Annotated in this window: 15 protein-coding genes and 4 tRNA genes; 3 read left to right on the forward strand and 16 right to left on the reverse strand. The window is 62.5% G+C overall.

The genetic code is table 11. The features are described from left to right. Window positions 1-266: 266 nt before the first annotated feature. The 5 genes from VM99_15175 to VM99_15195 all read right to left on the reverse strand — a co-directional run bounded on the left by VM99_15175 (window position 267) and on the right by VM99_15195 (window position 5569). A complete protein-coding gene (locus VM99_15175; protein AKJ99343.1) occupies window positions 267-1379 on the reverse strand; it encodes an aspartate-semialdehyde dehydrogenase in 1113 nt (370 codons plus the stop codon). 54 nt (window positions 1380-1433) lie between these two features. Continuing rightward, a complete protein-coding gene (locus tag VM99_15180; protein AKJ99344.1) occupies window positions 1434-2516 on the reverse strand; it encodes a 3-isopropylmalate dehydrogenase in 1083 nt (360 codons plus the stop codon). Window positions 2517-2580: 64 nt separating this feature from the next. Continuing rightward, entirely contained in the window at window positions 2581-3345 is a 765-nt protein-coding gene (locus VM99_15185; protein AKJ99345.1) for an SAM-dependent methyltransferase, read from the reverse strand. A gap of 149 nt (window positions 3346-3494) precedes the next feature. Beyond that, complete coding sequence (locus VM99_15190; protein AKJ99346.1) at window positions 3495-4139, reverse strand: 3-isopropylmalate dehydratase; 645 nt, start codon at window positions 4137-4139, stop codon at window positions 3495-3497. Window positions 4140-4150: 11 nt separating this feature from the next. After that, the gene (locus VM99_15195) at window positions 4151-5569 is read right to left on the reverse strand and encodes an isopropylmalate isomerase (GenBank protein ID AKJ99347.1); all 1419 of its coding nucleotides are present in this window, start codon (window positions 5567-5569) and stop codon (window positions 4151-4153) included. Between the two features lie 156 nt (window positions 5570-5725). On the opposite strand from VM99_15195, the gene VM99_15200 reads away from it, so the two are divergent. Both VM99_15200 and VM99_15205 read left to right on the forward strand, forming a co-directional pair. Then, window positions 5726-6616, forward strand: a complete 891-nt coding sequence (locus VM99_15200) for a LysR family transcriptional regulator (protein AKJ99348.1) — start codon at window positions 5726-5728, stop codon at window positions 6614-6616. A gap of 69 nt (window positions 6617-6685) precedes the next feature. Next, a complete protein-coding gene (locus VM99_15205; GenBank protein ID AKJ99349.1) occupies window positions 6686-9964 on the forward strand; it encodes a histidine kinase in 3279 nt (1092 codons plus the stop codon). Window positions 9965-10024: 60 nt separating this feature from the next. On the opposite strand, the gene VM99_15210 is transcribed toward VM99_15205, so the two are convergent. The 11 genes from VM99_15210 to VM99_15260 all read right to left on the reverse strand — a co-directional run bounded on the left by VM99_15210 (window position 10025) and on the right by VM99_15260 (window position 18279). After that, on the reverse strand, window positions 10025-10477 hold the full coding sequence (locus tag VM99_15210; protein AKJ99350.1) for a heat-shock protein: 453 nt from the start codon (window positions 10475-10477) through the stop codon (window positions 10025-10027). Window positions 10478-10597: 120 nt separating this feature from the next. Beyond that, window positions 10598-11557, reverse strand: a complete 960-nt coding sequence (locus VM99_15215; protein ID AKJ99351.1) for a tRNA-dihydrouridine synthase C — start codon at window positions 11555-11557, stop codon at window positions 10598-10600. A gap of 246 nt (window positions 11558-11803) precedes the next feature. Beyond that, the gene (locus VM99_15220) at window positions 11804-12262 is read right to left on the reverse strand and encodes a 4-hydroxybenzoyl-CoA thioesterase (GenBank protein AKJ99352.1); all 459 of its coding nucleotides are present in this window, start codon (window positions 12260-12262) and stop codon (window positions 11804-11806) included. Window positions 12263-12307: 45 nt separating this feature from the next. Beyond that, window positions 12308-13141 carry a hydrolase gene (locus VM99_15225; GenBank protein ID AKJ99353.1) on the reverse strand — a complete coding sequence of 278 codons (834 nt, stop codon included), beginning with the start codon at window positions 13139-13141 and terminating at the stop codon, window positions 12308-12310. Window positions 13142-13169: 28 nt separating this feature from the next. Further along, entirely contained in the window at window positions 13170-13709 is a 540-nt protein-coding gene (locus VM99_15230; protein ID AKJ99354.1) for a TetR family transcriptional regulator, read from the reverse strand. Window positions 13710-13891: 182 nt separating this feature from the next. Continuing rightward, window positions 13892-13967 (reverse strand) — tRNA-Glu (locus VM99_15235). 76 nt (window positions 13968-14043) lie between these two features. Continuing rightward, window positions 14044-14119 (reverse strand) — tRNA-Ala (locus VM99_15240). Between the two features lie 53 nt (window positions 14120-14172). Beyond that, a tRNA-Glu gene (locus VM99_15245) sits at window positions 14173-14248 on the reverse strand. A gap of 79 nt (window positions 14249-14327) precedes the next feature. Continuing rightward, a tRNA-Ala gene (locus VM99_15250) sits at window positions 14328-14403 on the reverse strand. Window positions 14404-14549: 146 nt separating this feature from the next. After that, window positions 14550-16031, reverse strand: a complete 1482-nt coding sequence (locus tag VM99_15255) for a glutamyl-tRNA synthetase (GenBank protein AKJ99355.1) — start codon at window positions 16029-16031, stop codon at window positions 14550-14552. A gap of 232 nt (window positions 16032-16263) precedes the next feature. After that, window positions 16264-18279: an excinuclease ABC subunit B gene (locus VM99_15260; protein ID AKJ99356.1), complete on the reverse strand. Its 2016-nt coding sequence runs from the start codon at window positions 18277-18279 to the stop codon at window positions 16264-16266. Between the two features lie 332 nt (window positions 18280-18611). Here VM99_15260 and VM99_15265 point away from each other — a divergent pair, with 332 nt between their 5' ends. After that, a complete protein-coding gene (locus VM99_15265; protein ID AKJ99357.1) occupies window positions 18612-19808 on the forward strand; it encodes an aromatic amino acid aminotransferase in 1197 nt (398 codons plus the stop codon). The last annotated feature ends 21 nt before the right edge of the window (window positions 19809-19829 follow it).

The following is a 19829-nucleotide window of genomic DNA, read 5'->3' on the forward strand; positions in this document are numbered from 1 at the left end:
GTGGGTATGCAGGCAATTGGCTGGGGGACTTGCAGTGCCTGGACTGGCCTCCTCGCGAGCAAGCTCGCTCCCACATGGGATTTCGCGGCGAACAAAGAACCTGTGGGAGCGGGCTTGCTCGCGAAGACGGGGGCACATTCAACGCAGGTGCAAACTGACATACCGCTTTCGCGAGCAAGCCCGCTCCCACAAGGACGCGTTTATCTGTAACCATAAAAAAACCCGCACCTTTCACAAGGCACGGGTTCTTTCACAGCCACATCGAATCAACGCTCGAGCAGGATCCGCAGCATGCGGCGCAGCGGCTCGGCCGCACCCCACAGCAACTGGTCGCCGACGGTGAAGGCACCGACGAATTGCGAACCCATGTTCAGCTTGCGCAGACGCCCCACTGGCACGTTCAGGGTGCCGGTGACCTTGGTTGGGCTCAGCTCCTGCATGCTGATGTCGCGGTTGTTCGGCACCAGCTTGACCCATGGGTTGTGCTGGCTGATCAGCCCTTCGATGTCGGCGATCGGGACGTCTTTGTTCAGCTTGATGGTCAGCGCCTGGCTGTGGCAGCGCATGGCACCGATGCGCACACAGATGCCGTCCACCGGGATCGGGCTCTTGAAGCGGCCCAGGATCTTGTTGGTTTCAGCCTGGGCCTTCCACTCTTCGCGGCTCTGGCCGTTAGGCAGTTCCTTGTCGATCCACGGGATCAGGCTGCCGGCCAGCGGCACGCCGAAGTTCTCGGTCGGATAGGCATCGCTGCGCATCGCCTCGGCCACCTTGCGGTCGATGTCCAGGATGGCGCTGGCCGGGTTGGCCAGGTCATCGGCGACGGCGGCGTGGGTCGCGCCCATCTGCTTGATCAGCTCGCGCATGTTCTGCGCACCGGCACCGGACGCCGCCTGGTAGGTCATGGCGCTCATCCACTCCACCAGGCCGGCCTCGAACAGGCCGCCCAGGCCCATCAGCATCAGGCTGACGGTGCAGTTGCCGCCGATGTAGTTCTTGGTGCCCGCATCCAACTGCTGGTCGATGACCTTGCGGTTCACCGGATCGAGAATGATCACCGCGTCGTCCTGCATGCGCAGGCTGGAAGCGGCGTCGATCCAGTAACCCTGCCAGCCGGCTTCACGCAGCTTGGGGAAGACTTCGCTGGTGTAGTCGCCGCCCTGGCAGGTCAGGATCACGTCGAGGGTCTTGAGCTCTTCGATGCTGTAGGCATCCTTGAGCGCGCCGGTATCCTTGCCCACGGACGGGCCCTGGCCACCTACGTTGGAGGTGGTGAAAAACACCGGCTCAATGAGATCGAAATCCTGCTCTTCCAGCATTCGCTGCATGAGCACGGAACCGACCATGCCGCGCCAACCGATCAGACCTACACGTTTCATCGCAACTACACCTATACAAAAGTGGGCCACCGTCGAAGCAGTGGGCCCGAAAGATTACAGATTCCGCAGCGCGGCGACTACTGCATCGCCCATTTGCTGCGTACCGACTTTGGTACAACCGGCCGACCAGATATCGCCTGTGCGCAAGCCCTGGTCCAACACCACGCTGACCGCCTGCTCGATGGCGTCGGCCGCGTCACTGCGGTTGAAGCTGTAGCGCAGCATCATCGACACCGACAGGATGGTCGCCAACGGGTTGGCGATGCCCTGCCCGGCGATGTCCGGCGCCGAACCGTGGCATGGCTCGTACATCCCCTTGTTGTTGGCATCCAGGGACGCCGACGGCAACATGCCGATGGAACCGGTGAGCATCGACGCTTCGTCGGACAGGATGTCGCCGAACATGTTGTCGGTGACCATCACGTCGAACTGCTTCGGCGCACGCACCAGTTGCATGGCGGCGTTGTCGACGTACATGTGGCTCAGCTCGACGTCCGGGTAATCCTTGGCCACCTGCTCGACCACTTCGCGCCACAGTTGGCTGGACGCCAGCACGTTGGCCTTGTCCACCGAGCACAGCTTCTTGCCCCGCACGCGGGCCATGTCGAAACCGACCCGGGCGATGCGGCGGATTTCGCTTTCGCTGTACGGCAGGGTGTCGTAGGCCTGGCGTTCGCCATTATCCAGCTCACGGGTGCCACGGGGGGCGCCGAAGTAGATACCGCCGGTCAGCTCACGAACGATGAGGATGTCCAGGCCCGAGACAATTTCCGGCTTCAGGCTCGAAGCATCGGCCAGTTGCGGGTAGAGGATCGCCGGACGCAGGTTGCCGAACAGGCCCAGTTGCGCACGGATCTTCAGCAGGCCGCGCTCGGGGCGGATGTCACGCTCGATCTTGTCCCATTTCGGGCCGCCCACGGCGCCCAGCAGCACGGCATCGGCCGCACGGGCACGCTCCAGGGTTTCATCGGCCAGCGGCACGCCGTGCTTGTCGATGGCTGCGCCACCGATGACGTCGTGGCTGAGCTCGAAGCCCAGGTCGTACTTGTCGTTCGCCAACTCCAGGACCTTGACCGCCTCGGCCATGATTTCCGGGCCAATACCGTCGCCGGGGAGAATCAGAATCTGCTTGCTCATGCTTTCCTCGTTTGCTCTATCGGCACGCACCAGGTTCTAAACCCAGGTCGCACCAGGAAAAATGCTATCGCTCGGCCCACAGCACCAGTACATCTGTACTGAACGAACCATCGGCCTCAATCTCAAAATATTCACGCACTTCATCGCCCATCGCCCGCTGCAGCGCCAGAATCGCCCCGCGCATCACCTCGGGGGTGCGCATGCGCTCGACCCAGGACTGGTATTCCAACCGCAGGCGCTGGCGCGAAAGACTGCGGGTGTACAGCCCCGCCTCGCTGACCTGGCGCAACCACTCGTCAGCCGAATAGTCGCGCACATGGCTGGTGTCGCGCAGCACTTCGATGCTTTGCAGGTAAGTGTCCAGCAACGGCGTGCCCGGCGACAGGATATCGATGAACGCCATCACCCCACCCGGCTTGAGCACGCGGCGCACTTCGCGCAACGCCAGGCCCAGGTCGCTCCAATGATGCGCCGAATAGCGGCTGAACACGAAGTCGAACTCGCCATCGGCGAACGGCAGGCGCTCGGCGGCACCGCGCACCGTGGTGATGTTGTCCAGGCCACGGTCCGCAGCCGCCGTGGCCACGACATCGAGCATCTGCTGTGACAGGTCATAGGCCACCACTTCACCGGCCAGCGGCGCCACGTGGAAACTCACGTGGCCGGCACCGCATCCCAGGTCCAGCACACGCGCCTGCTCATGACCGGCCAGCTCCGCCTTCAGCAGCGCGAACTCGGCGCCCTGGGCGTGCACGGCACTGCTCAGGTAGGCCGAGGCCTGTTCACCGAATTGTTTCTGTACAACCTGACTGTGGGCGGTGCTGGTCATGGGCACTTCCTTTTTTGGGGTTAGCCTGGTGGTGTTTTTGCTGCCGTCTTCGCGGGCGAGCCCGCTCCCACACTGAATGTTCGCAAAACCTCGTGGGAGCGGGCTTGCCCGCGAAGAGGCCGGCCCTGCCTATTTAAAGCTCAAATCAATCAAGCATCGCGAAACAGCCAAGGCTGGCTCGCCCGGTGCCTGGCTTCGAACGCGGCAATCGCATCGCTGTCCTGCAGGGTCAGGCCGATGTCGTCCAGGCCATTGAGCAGGCAATGCTTGCGGAAGGCATCGATCTCGAACCCCAGCACCTTGCCGTCGGGACGGGTGACGGTCTGGGCCGCCAGATCGATCTGCAACTGGTAACCCGGGTTGGCTTCGACCTGCTGGAACAGCTCGTCGACTTCAGCGTCGCTCAGGATGATCGGCAGCAAGCCGTTCTTGAAGCTGTTGTTGAAGAAGATGTCGGCGTAGCTCGGCGCGATGATGCTACGGAAACCGTACTCTTCCAGGGCCCACGGCGCGTGCTCGCGGCTCGAACCGCAGCCGAAGTTCTCGCGGGCCAGCAACACGCTGGCGCCTTGGTAACGCTCGGCGTTGAGTACGAAATCCTTGTTCAGCGGGCGCTTGGAGTTGTCCTGGTACGGCTGGCCCACATCCAGGTAGCGCCACTCATCGAACAGGTTCGGGCCGAAACCGGTGCGCTTGATGGACTTCAAGAACTGCTTGGGAATGATCTGGTCGGTGTCGACGTTGGCACGATCCAAAGGCGCGACAAGACCGGTGTGCTGGGTAAAAGCTTTCATGCTGCGCTCCTTCAGATCAATTCGCGGACGTCGACGAAACGGCCGTTGACAGCCGCTGCCGCGGCCATGGCCGGGCTCACCAGGTGCGTACGACCACCGGCGCCCTGACGGCCTTCGAAGTTACGGTTGGAGGTGGAAGCGCAATGCTCGCCCGACTCCAGGCGATCCGGGTTCATCGCCAGGCACATCGAGCACCCCGGCTCACGCCATTCGAAACCGGCCTCGATGAACACTTTGTCCAGCCCTTCCGCTTCAGCCTGGGCTTTCACCAGGCCCGAGCCTGGCACCACGATGGCTTGCTTGATGGTCGAAGCAACCTTGCGGCCCTTGGCGATCACCGCGGCAGCGCGCAGGTCTTCGATCCGCGAGTTGGTGCACGAGCCGATGAACACGCGGTCGAGCTGAATGTCGGTGATCGCCTGGTTGGCGCTCAGGCCCATGTATTTCAAGGCACGGACGATAGAGTCGCGCTTGACCAGGTCCATCTCCTTGGCCGGATCCGGGACGTTCTGGTCAACGGCCAGGACCATTTCCGGCGAAGTGCCCCAGCTGACCTGCGGTTTGATCTGGGCGGCGTCGAGTTCGACCACGGTGTCGAAGTGGGCGTCGGCGTCGGACACCAGGTCCTTCCAGGCTTCGACCGCCATGTCCCACTCCGCGCCTTTTGGCGAGAACGGACGACCCTTGACGTATTCCACGGTTTTTTCATCGGCCGCCACCAGGCCGACGCGGGCACCGGCCTCGATGGACATGTTGCAGATGGTCATGCGGCCTTCGACGGACAAGTCGCGAATCGCGCTGCCAGCGAACTCGATGGCATGGCCGTTGCCGCCGGCGGTGCCGATCTTGCCGATCACCGCCAGGACGATGTCCTTGGCAGTCACACCGAACGGCAGCTTGCCTTCGACGCGAACCAGCATGTTTTTCATTTTCTTGGCGACCAGGCACTGGGTGGCGAGCACGTGCTCGACCTCGGAAGTACCGATGCCATGGGCCAGGGCGCCGAACGCGCCGTGGGTGGAAGTGTGCGAGTCGCCGCAGACCACGGTCATGCCGGGCAAGGTCGCGCCCTGCTCCGGGCCGATGACGTGGACGATACCCTGGCGCACGTCATTCATCTTGAATTCGACGATGCCGTACTCGTCGCAGTTATCGTCGAGGGTCTGGACCTGCAGGCGCGAGACCTGGTCGGCAATGGCCGCGATGCCGCCCTTGCGCTCCGGGGTGGTCGGTACGTTGTGGTCCGGGGTGGCGATGTTGGCGTCGATGCGCCACGGCTTGCGCCCAGCCAGGCGCAGGCCTTCGAAGGCTTGCGGCGACGTCACTTCGTGGATGATGTGACGATCGATATAGATCAGCGCCGAGCCATCGTCGCGCTGCTTGACCAAATGCGAATCCCAGAGCTTGTCGTAGAGCGTTTTGCAGGCCATCAGACGGTTCCTCATCAGCTTGTTTCTATGCCCCGGGCCTTGAACGTTTCAATAACCCTTTGGCTTGTGAGGCTGATGCTATGGGGTTACATTGAATAACTCAAATTCATATTTTTTATACTTTGCATAACCAACTGGAATTCGACCCCGACCGCCATGGACCTCGCCAACCTCAACGCCTTTATTGCCATCGCCGAGACGGGCAGTTTCTCCGGCGCCGGTGAACGCCTGCACCTGACCCAACCGGCCATCAGCAAGCGCATTGCCGGCCTGGAACAACAACTCAACGTACGCCTGTTCGACCGCCTGGGCCGTGAAGTGGGCCTGACCGAGGCCGGCCGCGCGCTGCTGCCACGGGCCTATCAAATCCTCAATGTACTGGACGATACCCGCCGCGCCCTGACCAACCTGACCGGCGAAGTGACCGGGCGACTGACCCTCGCCACCAGCCACCACATCGGCCTGCACCGCCTGCCACCGCTGTTGAGGGCATTCACCCGACGCTACCCACAGGTGGCGCTGGATATTCAGTTCCTGGATTCGGAAGTGGCCTACGAGGAAATCCTCCATGGCCGGGCGGAGCTGGCGGTTATCACCCTCGCCCCCGAACCGCACACGCTGGTGCGTGCCACGCCGGTCTGGGACGACCCGCTGGATTTCGTGGTGGCGCCGGAACATGCGCTGCTGGAAAACGGCGCCGTCAGCCTCGCCGACATCGCCTTGCACCCCGCGGTCTTCCCGGGCGGCAATACGTTCACCCATCACATCGTGCGACGGCTGTTCGAGGCCCAGGGTCTGACGCCCAACATCGCCATGAGCACGAATTATCTGGAAACCATAAAGATGATGGTTTCCATCGGCCTGGCCTGGAGCGTTTTGCCGCGCACCATGCTCGACGAACAGGTGGCGCGTATTCCTTTGCCAGGCATACAGCTCACTCGCCAGCTAGGCTATATCTTGCACACCGAACGGACGCTGTCGAATGCTGCACGGGCCTTCATGGCGCTACTGGACGCACAAATCGATCTGCCAGGGACTCAGGCATAGGTTGTGCGACGCCTGTAGCGCCACGCCACCCGCGCTTAAGTCCCAAACCTGCCCAAGGCTCGCCAGAGAATGCCCAAACCCGTAGATCCCCTACCGCCCCTGCCGCGTATCCAGGCGCTTGACCCGAAGCGGTCCGAGCAAAGCTGGGACAGTGCGCCACAGTTGCTGGCCGCGCTCAACGGTGCGCGGCTGGGCGCCTGGTCGTGGGACATCGAGACGGGCCAGATCAGTTGGTCCCGCGGAACCCAGGCACTCTTCGGCTTCGACCCGCGCCAACCGCTGCCGGCGGACATGGACTACCTGGACCTGTTGCTGCCCGAAGATCGCGCCCGGGCCATCCGCGCCTTTCGCGCCGCCGTGGCCGGCGCGCCGCTGGAACAGGCGATGCACCACCGCATCGTCTGGCCCGACGGCAGCCTGCACTGGCTGGAGATCAGTGGCAGCGTCCAGCCTGACAAACACGGGCGCCCGCGCATGATCGGGGTGATCCGCGAGATCACTCACCAGCGCCAACGCGAGCAGGCGTTGCGCAGCTCGGAGAAACGCTTCGCCACGCTGTTTCACCTGTGCCCGAACATGGTGCTGCTGACGCGCCAGGAAGACGGCCTGATCAGCGAGGTCAACCAGTACTTCGAAAGCCTGTTCGGCTGGCCGGTCCATGCCGTGATCGGCCGCACGACCCTGGAGCTGGGCCTGTGGGTAGACCCCAGCCAACGACAGAAACTGGTGCAGGCGACCAAGGCCAAGGGCGAACTGGTCAGCATGGAAGTGGAGTTCCGGGCCAGTAACGGCCAGATCCACAACGGCATCCTCAGCGCGCAGAAGGTCGAGCTCGAGGGCCAACCCTATCTGCTGAGCACCTTTCTCGACACCACCGAGCGCAAACTCGCCGAACAGGCCCTCAAGGACAGCCAGGAGCGCCTTGACCTGGCCCTCGACTCGGCGCAACTGGGCACCTGGGACTGGCACATTCCCAGCGGCATGCTCTACGGCTCCGCACGCGCCGCGCAATTGCATGGCCTGGAGCCCAAGGCGTTCCATGAATCGTTCGATGCGTTTTTCGAAGGGGTGCCCGATGAAGAACGCAACAATATGCGCAATGCCTACCGCAGCCTGCGCGAAGGCCCGGCAGGCAACTACCAACTGACCTACCGCGTGCAACTGCCGGACGGCAGCTCCCGCTACCTGGAAAGCCGCGCGCGCCTCTACCGCAACGAAGACGGCAGCCCCCTGCGCATGGCCGGCACGCTGCTGGACATCACCGACCAGGTCGAGCGCGAACAGAGCCTGGCGGCCTCGGAAGAGAAATTCGCCACGCTGTTCCAGGTCAGTCCCGACCCGATTTGCGTGACCCACCAGGACAGCGGCCGGTTCCTGGAGATCAACTCCAGCTTCACCCAGACCTTCGGCTGGAGCGCCAAGGACGTGATCGGCCTCAGCGCCGACGAAATCGGCCTCTGGGAAGCCTCGGGCAGCAGCCTGCAGCGCATCGAACGAGTGATTCGCGAGCAATCGCTGAGCAATGTCGCCATCGTCGTCCACCACAAGGACGGCCAGCCACTGACCTGCGTGATCTCCAGCCGGCAGATCAACGTCGGCAACCAGCCCTGTATCGTCACCACCCTGCGCGATATCACCCACCAGCAGCGCTCGGAAGCGGCCCTGAAGGCCAGCGAGGAAAAATTCGCCAAGGCGTTTCACTCCAGCCCCGACGCCATCACCATCACCGAACGCGAAAGCGGCCGCTACCTGGAGATCAACGACGGCTTCTATCGCCTGACCGGCTACCGCGCCGACGAGGTGCTGGGCCGCACAGTCTATGAAGTGGGCATCTGGGCCGATGAAAAACAGCGCACGGCGTTGCTGGCCGAGCTGCAACTCAAGGGCCGCGTGCACCACCGGGAAATGCTCGGGCGCAACAAGCGCGGGGAAATCCTCACGGTGGAGGTGTCCGTCGAGCCGATCACCCTGAACGAAACCGCCTGCCTGTTGCTCACCGCCCGAGACGTCAGCCTGCTGCGCAATGCCGAAGCGCAGATCCGCCACCTGGCCTACCACGACCCGCTGACCAACCTGCCCAACCGCGCCCTGTTGATGGACCGCCTGAGCCAACAGATCGCCCTGCTCAAGCGCCACAACCTGCGCGGTGCCCTGCTGTTTCTCGACTTGGACCATTTCAAGCACATCAACGACTCCCTCGGCCACCCCGTGGGCGACACCGTGCTGAAGATCATCACGGCGCGACTGGAGGCCAGCGTACGCCTGGAAGACACCGTGGCCCGACTTGGCGGCGACGAGTTCGTCGTGCTGCTCAGCGGGCTGGAGGGCAACCGTGCCGCCGTCAGCGAGCAAGTGCAGAAACTGGCCGACACCCTGCGTGAGCTGCTCTCGGAGCCGATGTTCCTCGATGGCCAGCGCCTGCAAGTCACGCCGAGCATCGGCATGGCGCTGATTCCCGACCACGGCTCCACGCCCGCCGACCTGCTCAAGCGCGCCGACATTGCGCTGTACCGCGCCAAGGATTCAGGGCGCAACACTTCGCAGATGTTCCACGCCACCATGCAAAAAGCCGCCAGCGAACGGCTGCGAATGGAAACCGACCTGCGCCAGGCCCTGGCCCGTGGCGAATTCAGCCTGCACTTCCAGCCCCAGGTCGACGCCCGGGACAACCGCATCGTCGGCGCCGAAGCCCTGGTTCGCTGGCATCACCCGGAACTGGGTGCCCAGTCGCCCAACGAGTTCATCAAGGTGCTGGAAGACAGCGGCCTGATCCTCGAAGTCGGGACCTGGATCCTCGATGAGGCCTGTGTCGGCTTCAAGGACCTGATCGCCCGGGGCAGGATCGACCCGCGGCGATTCAGCCTGTGCGTGAACATCAGCCCCCGGCAGTTCCGCCAGAGCGACTTCGTCGAACGCATCGAAAGCAGCCTGGTCACCCACGGCCTGCCCTTTTCCATGCTCAAACTGGAGATCACCGAAGGCATCGTGATCCAGAACCTGGACGACACCATCGGCAAGATGCGCCGGCTGAAAAAACTGGGGGTGAGTTTCGCCATGGACGACTTCGGCACCGGCTACTCATCACTGACCTACCTCAAGCGCCTGCCGGTAGACACGCTGAAAATCGACCAGTCGTTCGTGCGCGACGCCACCTGCGACCCCAACGACGCTGAAATCATCCGCGCCATCGTCGCCATGGCCCACAGCCTGAACCTGGAAATGATCGCCGAAGGCGTGGAAACCCTGGAACAACTGCAATTCCTGCAAGGGCTCGACTGCCATCTGTACCAGGGCTACCTGCACAGCCGGCCGCTGCCGCTGGAGGCGTTTGAACGGCTGCTGCCCTGAAGGTGAAAGGCTGGACATGAAAAAGGGCGCCTTTCGGCGCCCTTTTTCAGTGGCGATGCATCAGTTCTGCAACGCAGGTTGTTGCTGCACCCCGTTGATTGGGATGCGCTTGGCTTTCGCCTCTTCCGGGATGACCCGCAACAGGTCGATGCTCAACAGACCGTTGCTCAGGCCAGCGGACTTGATCTCGATATGATCCGCCAACCGGAAGGACAGCTTGAATGCACGCTGGGCGATGCCCTGGTGCAAGTAGGTCACGCTGTCGTTGCTGGCCTCGCGCTTACCGCCGCTGATGGTCAGCACACCTTTTTCCACCTGCAGGTCCAGGTCTTCTTCCCGGAAACCTGCGGCGGCGACCACGATACGGTATTGATCATCACCGTATTTTTCCACGTTGTAGGGTGGATAGCTGCTGCCTGGTTCGTTGCGCAGCGCGGTTTCGAACAAGTCGTTGAAACGGTCGAAACCTACCGAGGAACGGAACAGTGGGGCCAGCGAAAATGCAGTACTCATGATTCAAATCTCCTGAAAAATTCAGCAAGGTTTTTTGTCTCCGCGACCCGAATTCGGCATCGCGTAACCCCTATCTAGGGGCCGCCAAATACTTTTCAAGAGCTTTTTTTGAAATTTTTTTCAGGCCGCTTCCGTGCGCTTCACACCCAACAAATGCCCCACCGCTTCCAGCTCGGTCTCCCGGCGCAACGCACTGAACAACGTCACCGCCTCGGGGTAATTGCGCGTCAGCATCGCCAGCCACTGCTTCAATCGGCCAGGGGCCTGGCGGGGCGTCAGTTGCTCGACCACTTGCCCCCAAAAATCTTGCAGCATCGGTTGCAGTTCGGCCCAGGACATCGGCACCACTTCTTCGCCGGCCCGGGCAGCGGCAATCTGCCGAGCCAGGTCTGGACGGGAAACCAGGCCGCGACCGAGCATGATGTCGTCGACGCCACTGATTTCGCGGCAACGCCGCCAATCCTCGACACTCCAGATATCGCCATTGGCGAACACCGGCACCTTGACCACGTCCTGGACTCGGGGAATCCATTCCCAATGAGCCGGTGGCTTGTAGCCGTCGGTCTTGGTCCGCGCATGCACCACGATGTGCTCTGCACCGCCCTCGGCCAGCGCCGTGGCACACACCAGCGCGCCGTCCGGGCTGTCGAAGCCCAGGCGCATCTTGGCGGTTACCGGAATGTGCCGGGGCACTGCGCGGCGTACGTGTTCGACGATCTGGTTGAGCAGTTCCGGCTCCTTGAGCAAGACCGCCCCACCGCGGGATTTGTTCACGGTCTTGGCCGGGCACCCGAAGTTCAGGTCGATCACCTCCGAGCCCAGCTCGCAGGCCAACGCTGCGTTCTCCGCCAGGCACACCGGGTCGGACCCCAGCAATTGCACCCGTAGCGGCACGCCGGCGGCGGTCCGAGCCTGGGTCAGCAGCTCCGGGGCGAGCTTATGGAAGTACGCCGGCGTGAGCAGGCGATCGTTGACGCGGATGAACTCGGTGACACACCAGTCGATTCCGCCAACGCGGGTCAGAACATCGCGCAGGATGTTGTCGACCAACCCCTCCATGGGCGCCAGGGCAATTTGCATGAAACACACACTCAACGGAAAAACGTGCGGCAGTTTACCGGATTTTGCCCACATATCCGGCATTCAGCATAAATCCCTGTGGGAGCGGGCTTGCTCGCGAAAGCGGTGGGTCAGTTTGCATTGATGTTGAATGTACCGCCGCATTCGCGGGCAAGCCCGCTCCCACAGGTTGATCGTTGGCGGACACAGGATGTGTGTCCACCGTAAATCCTTTGTGGGAGCGGGCTTGCCCGCGAAGGCGGTGGGTCAGCTGGTGATGACACCAGGCGCGACCTGGGACTCCAGCGCCGGGCCGTATCCGTCGATGAACTCCGCCGGCATGCGCTTGGGCCTGCCGCTGGACAGCTCGATGCAGACAAAGGTGGTCTGGGCCCGCAGCAAGGTGGCGTTGTCACGGGGGCGGACCAGTTGGAAGTGTCGGGTCATCTTCAGGCGCTGGTCCCAGTCGACGATCCAGGTGGCCAGTTGCAGCTCATCGCCCTCATAGGCCGCCGCCAGGTAATCGATTTCATGCCGCACCACCGCCATGGCGCGGTCCAGGCGCCGGTATTCCACCAGATCCAACCCCAGGCGCTGTGAGTGGCGCCAGGCGCAACGTTCGAGCCAGGTGACGTACACCGCGTTGTTGGCGTGACCCAGCCCGTCGATGTCCTCTGCATTCACTTGAAGATCAATGATGAACGGCGTTGCTCGATCCCAGCCCATGCCCCTCTCCCGGTCGAATATGGATCGGGGCAGTGTACCGGATGCTCAAGCCGATTGCCGTGCCTGCAAACTGCGCCCGGCCAGCAGGGACAGCACCCCGTCGATGACCCGCGGATCAGCCAGTACCCGCTGGTGCCCACCCTGGGGCAGCCGCAGCAGGCGACTGTCGAACCAGGCCTCATGAATCACCTGCGACTCTTTGACCGAGACCGACGTATCGTCCTCGGCATGGACGATCAACCCTGGGATGTCCAATTGGTAGTGCGCCACGTCCATCTTCGAGGCCGGCATGCCTACGTCGAGTTCCACCTGACGGATGAATGCCGAACGTGCCTGGGGCGGCAGGCCCATCATCCGGGCAAAGCCGCGCAATATGCCAAGAATGCGCGCGGGGGCGGCGATGCTCACCAGCGTCTCGGTGCGTAACCCCAACTGGACCGCCAGCATGGCGCTGGCACCGCCCATTGAATGACCGATCACTGCTTGCAGCGGCGGCAGTTCCGCGGCGGCTTCAAGCATGGCCCGGGCAAACAACAGGACATTCGCCTCGCGCCCCGGCGAACGGCCATGGGCCGGACCATCCAGCGCCACCACCGTGTAGCCGGCGTCCACCAGCGCCGTGATCAGCGCCGCGAACTGCGTGGGCCGCCCTTCCCAGCCATGCATCAGCAGGACGGTCGGGCCTTTGCCCCAACGCAGGGCCGAAAGCCCGAAGCGCAAGGTGATGCGCTCGGACGTTGCCAGCAATGGCAGTTCCCAGTCCCGTGGCGGCAGGTTTCGCGGACGCATGAACAGCGAGCGCATTTTCTTCGCCACCAGGCGCGGCGCTACCCGCCCAAGCGTGCCATTGACACCACGAATCCAGCTCAACCTGTCCATTGCTCATCTCCAGGGCTTGCGCCTTAGCTCATCGCACCGCCGATTTGGCAGCGCGCAGCAAACGATCCGATAACTCTCCAGGGCCCAGCGCCCGCGCCAGGGACAAGCCGCCGACCATCAGGGCGATGTCGGCCAAGGCCTTGTCGGTGTCTTCGGGGCTGGCCGCCAACTGCGCAGCCATGAGTTCTATGTGTTCATTGAGCACCGCGCGAAACTCATCCGGCAGGCGTCCGAGCTCACCCACCGAGGCCGGGATCGGGCAGGCTTGTTCGCTGGAGTCGCGGTGCTTGCGCGACAGGTAGAACGCCGCCGACAGCGTGCGCCGCTCTTCACCGGTCAGCCCTGCGTCCAGGCCGGCGATCAAGTCGCGACGATGGCTGAGCAACTGCTTGAACGCCTCCAGCATCAAGGCATCCTTGCTTTCGAAGTGCGCATAGAAACCGCCCACCGTCAGACCCGCCGCGCCCATCACCTCACCCACGCTCGGCTCGGCCGGGCCATGCTTGATCAACGCCGCACTGGCGGCCTTGAGAATGCGTTCGCGGGTTTGTGCCTTCTTATCGCTCATCGTCGCCTCCGAATATTACGATTGAAATATTATCCATATAATAATTTTCCGCAAGCGGAATATCTGCCCGTCGGTCAGAAGCCTGTTTTCAAAGGTTAGGAGAATTGGCCGAACGCCAGACAAACAAAAGGGCCATTCAAGAATTGAATGACCCTTATAAAATCCCGCAGAGCGGGTAATCGTGGCGTCCCCTAGGGGACTCGAACCCCTGTTACCGCCGTGAAAGGGCGGTGTCCTAGGCCACTAGACGAAGGGGACACAAACCTTCTGAACATGATCAGCGCTGAGAACTGATCGCTTCAAGGCCGGTGTGGCCAGACCTTGAAGTGTAAATTGGTGGAGCTAGACGGGATCGAACCGTCGACCTCTTGCATGCCATGCAAGCGCTCTCCCAGCTGAGCTATAGCCCCAGGTTTTTCGCCTCGCGGCGGAGCGACATCTTGCAACATCGCTTCTGTAAAACTGGCGTCCCCTAGGGGACTCGAACCCCTGTTACCGCCGTGAAAGGGCGGTGTCCTAGGCCACTAGACGAAGGGGACGCAAACCCTTCTATACCACTGATCAACGCTGAGTGTTGATCGCTTCGAGGCCGGTGTGGCCAGACCTCGAAGTGTAAATTGGTGGAGCTAGACGGGATCGAACCGTCGACCTCTTGCATGCCATGCAAGCGCTCTCCCAGCTGAGCTATAGCCCCTCATCGCTGAGGACGGGGCGAATCTTAAGGGCGTATCGGAGGGCTGTCAAATTTATTTTCAACAAATTTGAAAATTTTTTGCCGGGATAACAATCACTTACCGACAAACCCCGGAAAACCGGGGTGTGCCCTGCCTCATCGACCGCTTAAGCGATCGCGCCCAGCAGTTTTTCCCACTCCTTGTTTTCCTTTTTCGACACGCCGCCGAGCAGATCAATGGCCTGGCGCAGGCGGAAACGGGTCAGGTCCGGCCCGAGGATTTCCATCGCATCGAGCACCGACACAGAACTGGCCTGGCCCGTGATGGCGGCGAACATCAGCGGCATGGCATCACGCAGCTTCAACTCCAGGGACTCGACCACGGCCTGGATGGTCGCAGTGATGCTGTCCTTCTCCCATTGGCGCAAGCTCTCAAGCTTCCACAGGATGAGTTGCATCAACTGGCGCACCTGGTCGCCCGAAAGTTTCTTCGATTCGAACAGCTTCGCATCCGGCGTCACGCCACCGGCAAAGAAGAAGCCGGCCAGCGGTGCGATCTGACTGAAGGTCTCCACCCTGCCCTGCACATGAGGGGCGATCTTCATCATGTAGTCGGGGTTCAGCGCCCACTTCTGCACGCGCGCGGCGAACTCTTCCACCGGCAGGTCCCGCAGCCACTGGCCGTTGAGCCAGGACAGTTTCTCGATGTCGAAGATCGGGCCGCCCAGGGAAACACGCGACAGGTCGAAGTGCTCGACCATTTCCTGCAGCGAGAACTTCTCGCGCTCGTCCGGCATCGACCAGCCCATGCGCCCCAGGTAATTGAGCATCGCCTCGGGCATGAAGCCCATGCGTTCGTAGAACGTCACCGAAGTCGGGTTCTTGCGCTTGGACAGCTTGCTCTTGTCCGGGTTACGCAGCAGTGGCATGTAGCACAGTTGCGGTTGTTCCCAGCCGAAATACTCGTAGAGCAGGATCAGTTTCGGCGCCGATGGCAGCCATTCCTCACCGCGCAACACGTGGGTGATGCCCATCAGGTGGTCGTCGACCACGTTGGCCAGGAAGTACGTCGGCAGGCCGTCGGTCTTCATCAGCACTTGCATGTCCATGCGATCCCACGGGATCTCGACGTCGCCACGCAGCATGTCCGGGACCACGCAGACGCCCTCGGACGGCACCTTCATGCGGATCACATGGGGCTCGCCAGCGGCCAGGCGGCGGGCGACTTCTTCCTTGGACAGCAGCAACGCACGCCCGTCATAGCGCGGGGTTTCGCCGCGGGCCATCTGCTCGGCGCGCATCTGGTCCAGCTCTTCGGCGGTACAGAAACACGGGAACGCATGCCCCATGTCCACCAGTTGCTGGCAGTACTGCTGGTAGATCGCACCGCGCTCGCTCTGGCGATACGGACCATGGGGACCGCCCACATCCGGGCCTTCGCTCCAGTCGATCCCCAGCCAGCGCAGGGCGTCGAAAATCTGCTGTTCGGACTCACGGGTCGAACGCAACTGATCGGTGTCCTCGATGCGCAGGATGAACTCACCGCCGTGCTGCTTGGCAAAGCAATAGTTGAACAAAGCGATGTAGGCGGTGCCGACATGGGGATCGCCAGTGGGCGAAGGCGCGATGCGGGTGCGGACGGTGGTCATGGCATGTCTCGGAAAAGAAGATAAAAGCGGAGGTCAAACAGGGGGCGAATGGTAACAGGCGATGGCGGGCGGGCTCCAGTGAGAGCGGGATTTGTGTGGCTCGTCGTCGGACCGAGTCGCGCCCATCGCGAGCAAGCTCGCTCCCACAGTGGGCCGCGTCGTCCAGGCTGCAAGCGGTCTTCTGTGGGAGCGAGCTTGCTCGCGATGAGGCCCTTAAGGTCGCCACACAACCTCAGACAGCCAGCAACCGCTCACGCAACTTGCCGATCTCGTCGCGCAGTTGCGCCGCCGCTTCGAACTCCAGGTCCCGGGCCAGTTGGTACATCTTTTCTTCCAACTGCCGGATGCGTTTGGTGATTTCGCTCGGCGAGCGCAGTTCGGCTTCGTAGCGGGCGCTTTCCTCGGCGACTTTCGCCATGCCCTTGCGCTTCTTGCTGCGAGAGCCGGGCACGGTGGCGCCTTCCATGATGTCGGCGACGTCCTTGAACACCCCTTTTGGCGTGATCCCATTGGCCAGGTTGAAGGCAATCTGCTTGTCGCGGCGCCGTTCCGTCTCGCCGATGGCCCGCTCCATGGAACCGGTGATGCGATCGGCATAGAGAATCGCCCGGCCGTTGAGGTTACGCGCGGCCCGACCGATGGTCTGGATCAGCGAACGCTCGGAACGCAGGAAGCCTTCCTTGTCGGCGTCCAGGATCGCCACCAGCGACACTTCCGGCATGTCCAGGCCTTCGCGCAGCAAGTTGATGCCCACCAGCACATCGAAGGTGCCCAGGCGCAGATCGCGGATGATCTCAACCCGCTCCACCGTGTCGATGTCCGAGTGCAGGTAACGTACCCGCACGCCGTGGTCGGCCAGGTAGTCGGTGAGGTCTTCGGCCATGCGCTTGGTCAGCGTGGTGACCAGCACCCGCTCTTCCAGAGCCACGCGTTTGGTGATTTCCGAGAGCAAGTCGTCGACCTGGGTCAAGGCCGGCCGCACCTCGACCTGCGGGTCCACCAGGCCGGTCGGTCGCACCACCTGCTCGACCACCCGCCCCGCGTGCTCGGCCTCGTAGTTGCCCGGGGTCGCCGAGACGAAAATCGTCTGTGGACTGACGCTTTCCCACTCATCGAAGCGCATCGGCCGGTTGTCCAGTGCCGACGGCAGGCGGAAGCCGTACTCCACCAGGGTTTCCTTGCGCGAGCGGTCGCCTTTGTACATCGCGCCGACCTGGGGCACGCTGACGTGGGACTCGTCGATCACCAGCAAGGCATCGGCCGGCAGGTAGTCGTAGAGCGTGGGCGGCGCAGCACCCGCCGGACGCCCCGACAGGTAGCGCGAGTAGTTCTCGATACCGTTGCAATAGCCCAGCTCGAGGATCATCTCCAGGTCGAAACGGGTTCGCTGCTCCAGGCGCTGGGCCTCCACCAGCTTGTTGTTCGTGCGCAGGTATTCCAGGCGCTCCTGCAGCTCGGCCTTGATCCCTTCGATGGCGTCCAGCAGGGTTTCCCGTGGCGTGACGTAGTGACTCTTGGGGTAGAAGGTGAACCGTGGCAGCTTGCGGATCACCTCCCCCGTCAGCGGGTCGAACGCCGAGAGGCTCTCTACTTCATCGTCGAACAGCTCGATGCGGATCGCTTCCAGGTCCGATTCGGCCGGATAGATATCGATCACGTCACCGCGCACCCGGAACGTCGCCCGGGCGAAATCCATGTCGTTGCGGGTGTATTGCAGATCCGCCAGGCGGCGCAGCAAGGCGCGCTGGTCGAGTTTGTCGCCACGGTCCACGTGCAAGACCATCTTCAGATAGGTTTCCGGGCTGCCCAAGCCGTAGATGCACGAGACGGTGGTGACGATGATCGCATCCTTGCGTTCCAGCAGCGCCTTGGTCGCCGACAGTCGCATCTGTTCGATGTGGTCGTTGATCGAGGCGTCCTTCTCGATGAAGGTGTCCGACGACGGCACGTACGCCTCGGGCTGGTAGTAGTCGTAGTAAGAGACGAAGTACTCCACCGCGTTGTTGGGGAAAAACGCCTTGAACTCGCCATACAACTGAGCCGCCAGGGTCTTGTTCGGCGCCAGCACCAGGGTCGGGCGCTGCACCTGGGCGATCACGTTGGCGATGCTGAAGGTCTTGCCCGACCCGGTCACACCGAGCAGCGTCTGGTGCGCCAGCCCGGCCTCGATGCCTTCGACCATCAGGCGGATGGCTTCCGGCTGGTCGCCGGCGGGCTGGAATCGGGTGACTAGCTGGAATTCAGACATGACATAACCCCTGGATTCACTCCTGCTGGCCAACCAACAGGAACGAGAAAGACCGAAACGACTGATGTCGCCCGAGGAAAAAACTGGAATGCACACAATGTGGAGGTGAATGCCTTCGCTTTCAAGACGAACGTCCTACACGCCTTGCAGACTTTGACGTCGAGAAGAGACTAACGGTCGAAAAAAATCGAAAATACTTACCGTAAAAACCGAATCGCCTGTCGCCCTGCCCTGTGATGGCCTCTATACTAGCTCCCCGTTTGTGCACCGCTCTAGTGCATCCGGCTGGAGCGCGACACGTCCCCCCTCACTCCATTCAGAGCCGCGCAATAATGAGCCTGTTTTCCGCTGTCGAATTGGCACCCCGCGATCCCATCCTGGGCCTCAACGAAGCATTCAACGCCGATACCCGTACCAATAAGGTCAACCTGGGCGTGGGTGTTTACTGCAACGAGGAGGGGCGCATTCCACTCCTGCGCGCCGTGGTCGAAGCCGAGACGATTCGCGTGGCTCAGCATGTCTCGCGCGGCTACCTGCCGATCGACGGCATCGCGGCCTACGACCAGGCGGTCCAGACCCTGCTGTTCGGCAAGGACTCCCCGCTGATCGCCGCCGGCCGTGTCATCACCACCCAGGCGGTCGGTGGCACTGGCGCCCTGAAGATCGGCGCAGACTTCCTCAAGCAACTGCTGCCCGACGCCGTCGTGGCCATCAGCGACCCGAGCTGGGAAAACCACCGCGCGCTGTTCGAGACCGCCGGCTTCCCGGTGCAGAACTATCGCTACTACGACGCCGCCACCCATGACGTGAACCGCACCGGCTTGCTGGAAGACCTCAACGCCCTGCCCGACCGCTCGATCATCGTGCTGCACGCCTGCTGCCACAACCCGACCGGCGTGGACCTGAGCCCGCAAGACTGGAAAAACGTGCTGGCCGTGGTCAAGGCCAAGAACCACGTTCCATTCCTGGACATGGCCTACCAGGGCTTTGGCGCGGGCATCGACGAAGACGCCGCGGCCGTGCGCCTGTTCGCCGAGTCGGGCCTGACCTTCTTCGCCTCCAGCTCGTTCTCCAAGTCGTTCTCCCTGTACGGCGAGCGCGTAGGCGCCCTGTCGATCGTCAGCGAGTCGAAAGAAGAAAGCGCCCGCGTGCTGTCCCAGGTCAAGCGCGTGATCCGCACCAACTACTCCAACCCACCGACCCACGGCGCCAGCATCGTTGCCGCCGTGCTCAACAGCCCTGAGCTGCGCGCCCAGTGGGAAGCGGAACTGGGCGAAATGCGCCTGCGGATTCGTGGTATGCGCACCCAGATGGTGGACATGCTGGCCAAAGCCGCGCCGCAGCATGACTTCAGCTTCGTCGCGCGCCAGAGCGGGATGTTTTCCTATTCCGGCCTGACCGTTGAACAAGTCACCCGCCTGCGCAACGAGTTCGGCATCTATGCCCTGGACACTGGCCGCATCTGCGTGGCGGCGCTGAACCAGAACAACATCGGCGCGGTGACCCAGGCCATCGTCCAGGTGATCTGAGGCTTGCTCACTAAAAGCAGA

Source organism: Pseudomonas chlororaphis (assembly GCA_001023535.1).
In the GTDB taxonomy this organism is placed as follows: Bacteria; Pseudomonadota; Gammaproteobacteria; order Pseudomonadales; family Pseudomonadaceae; genus Aquipseudomonas; species Aquipseudomonas chlororaphis_E.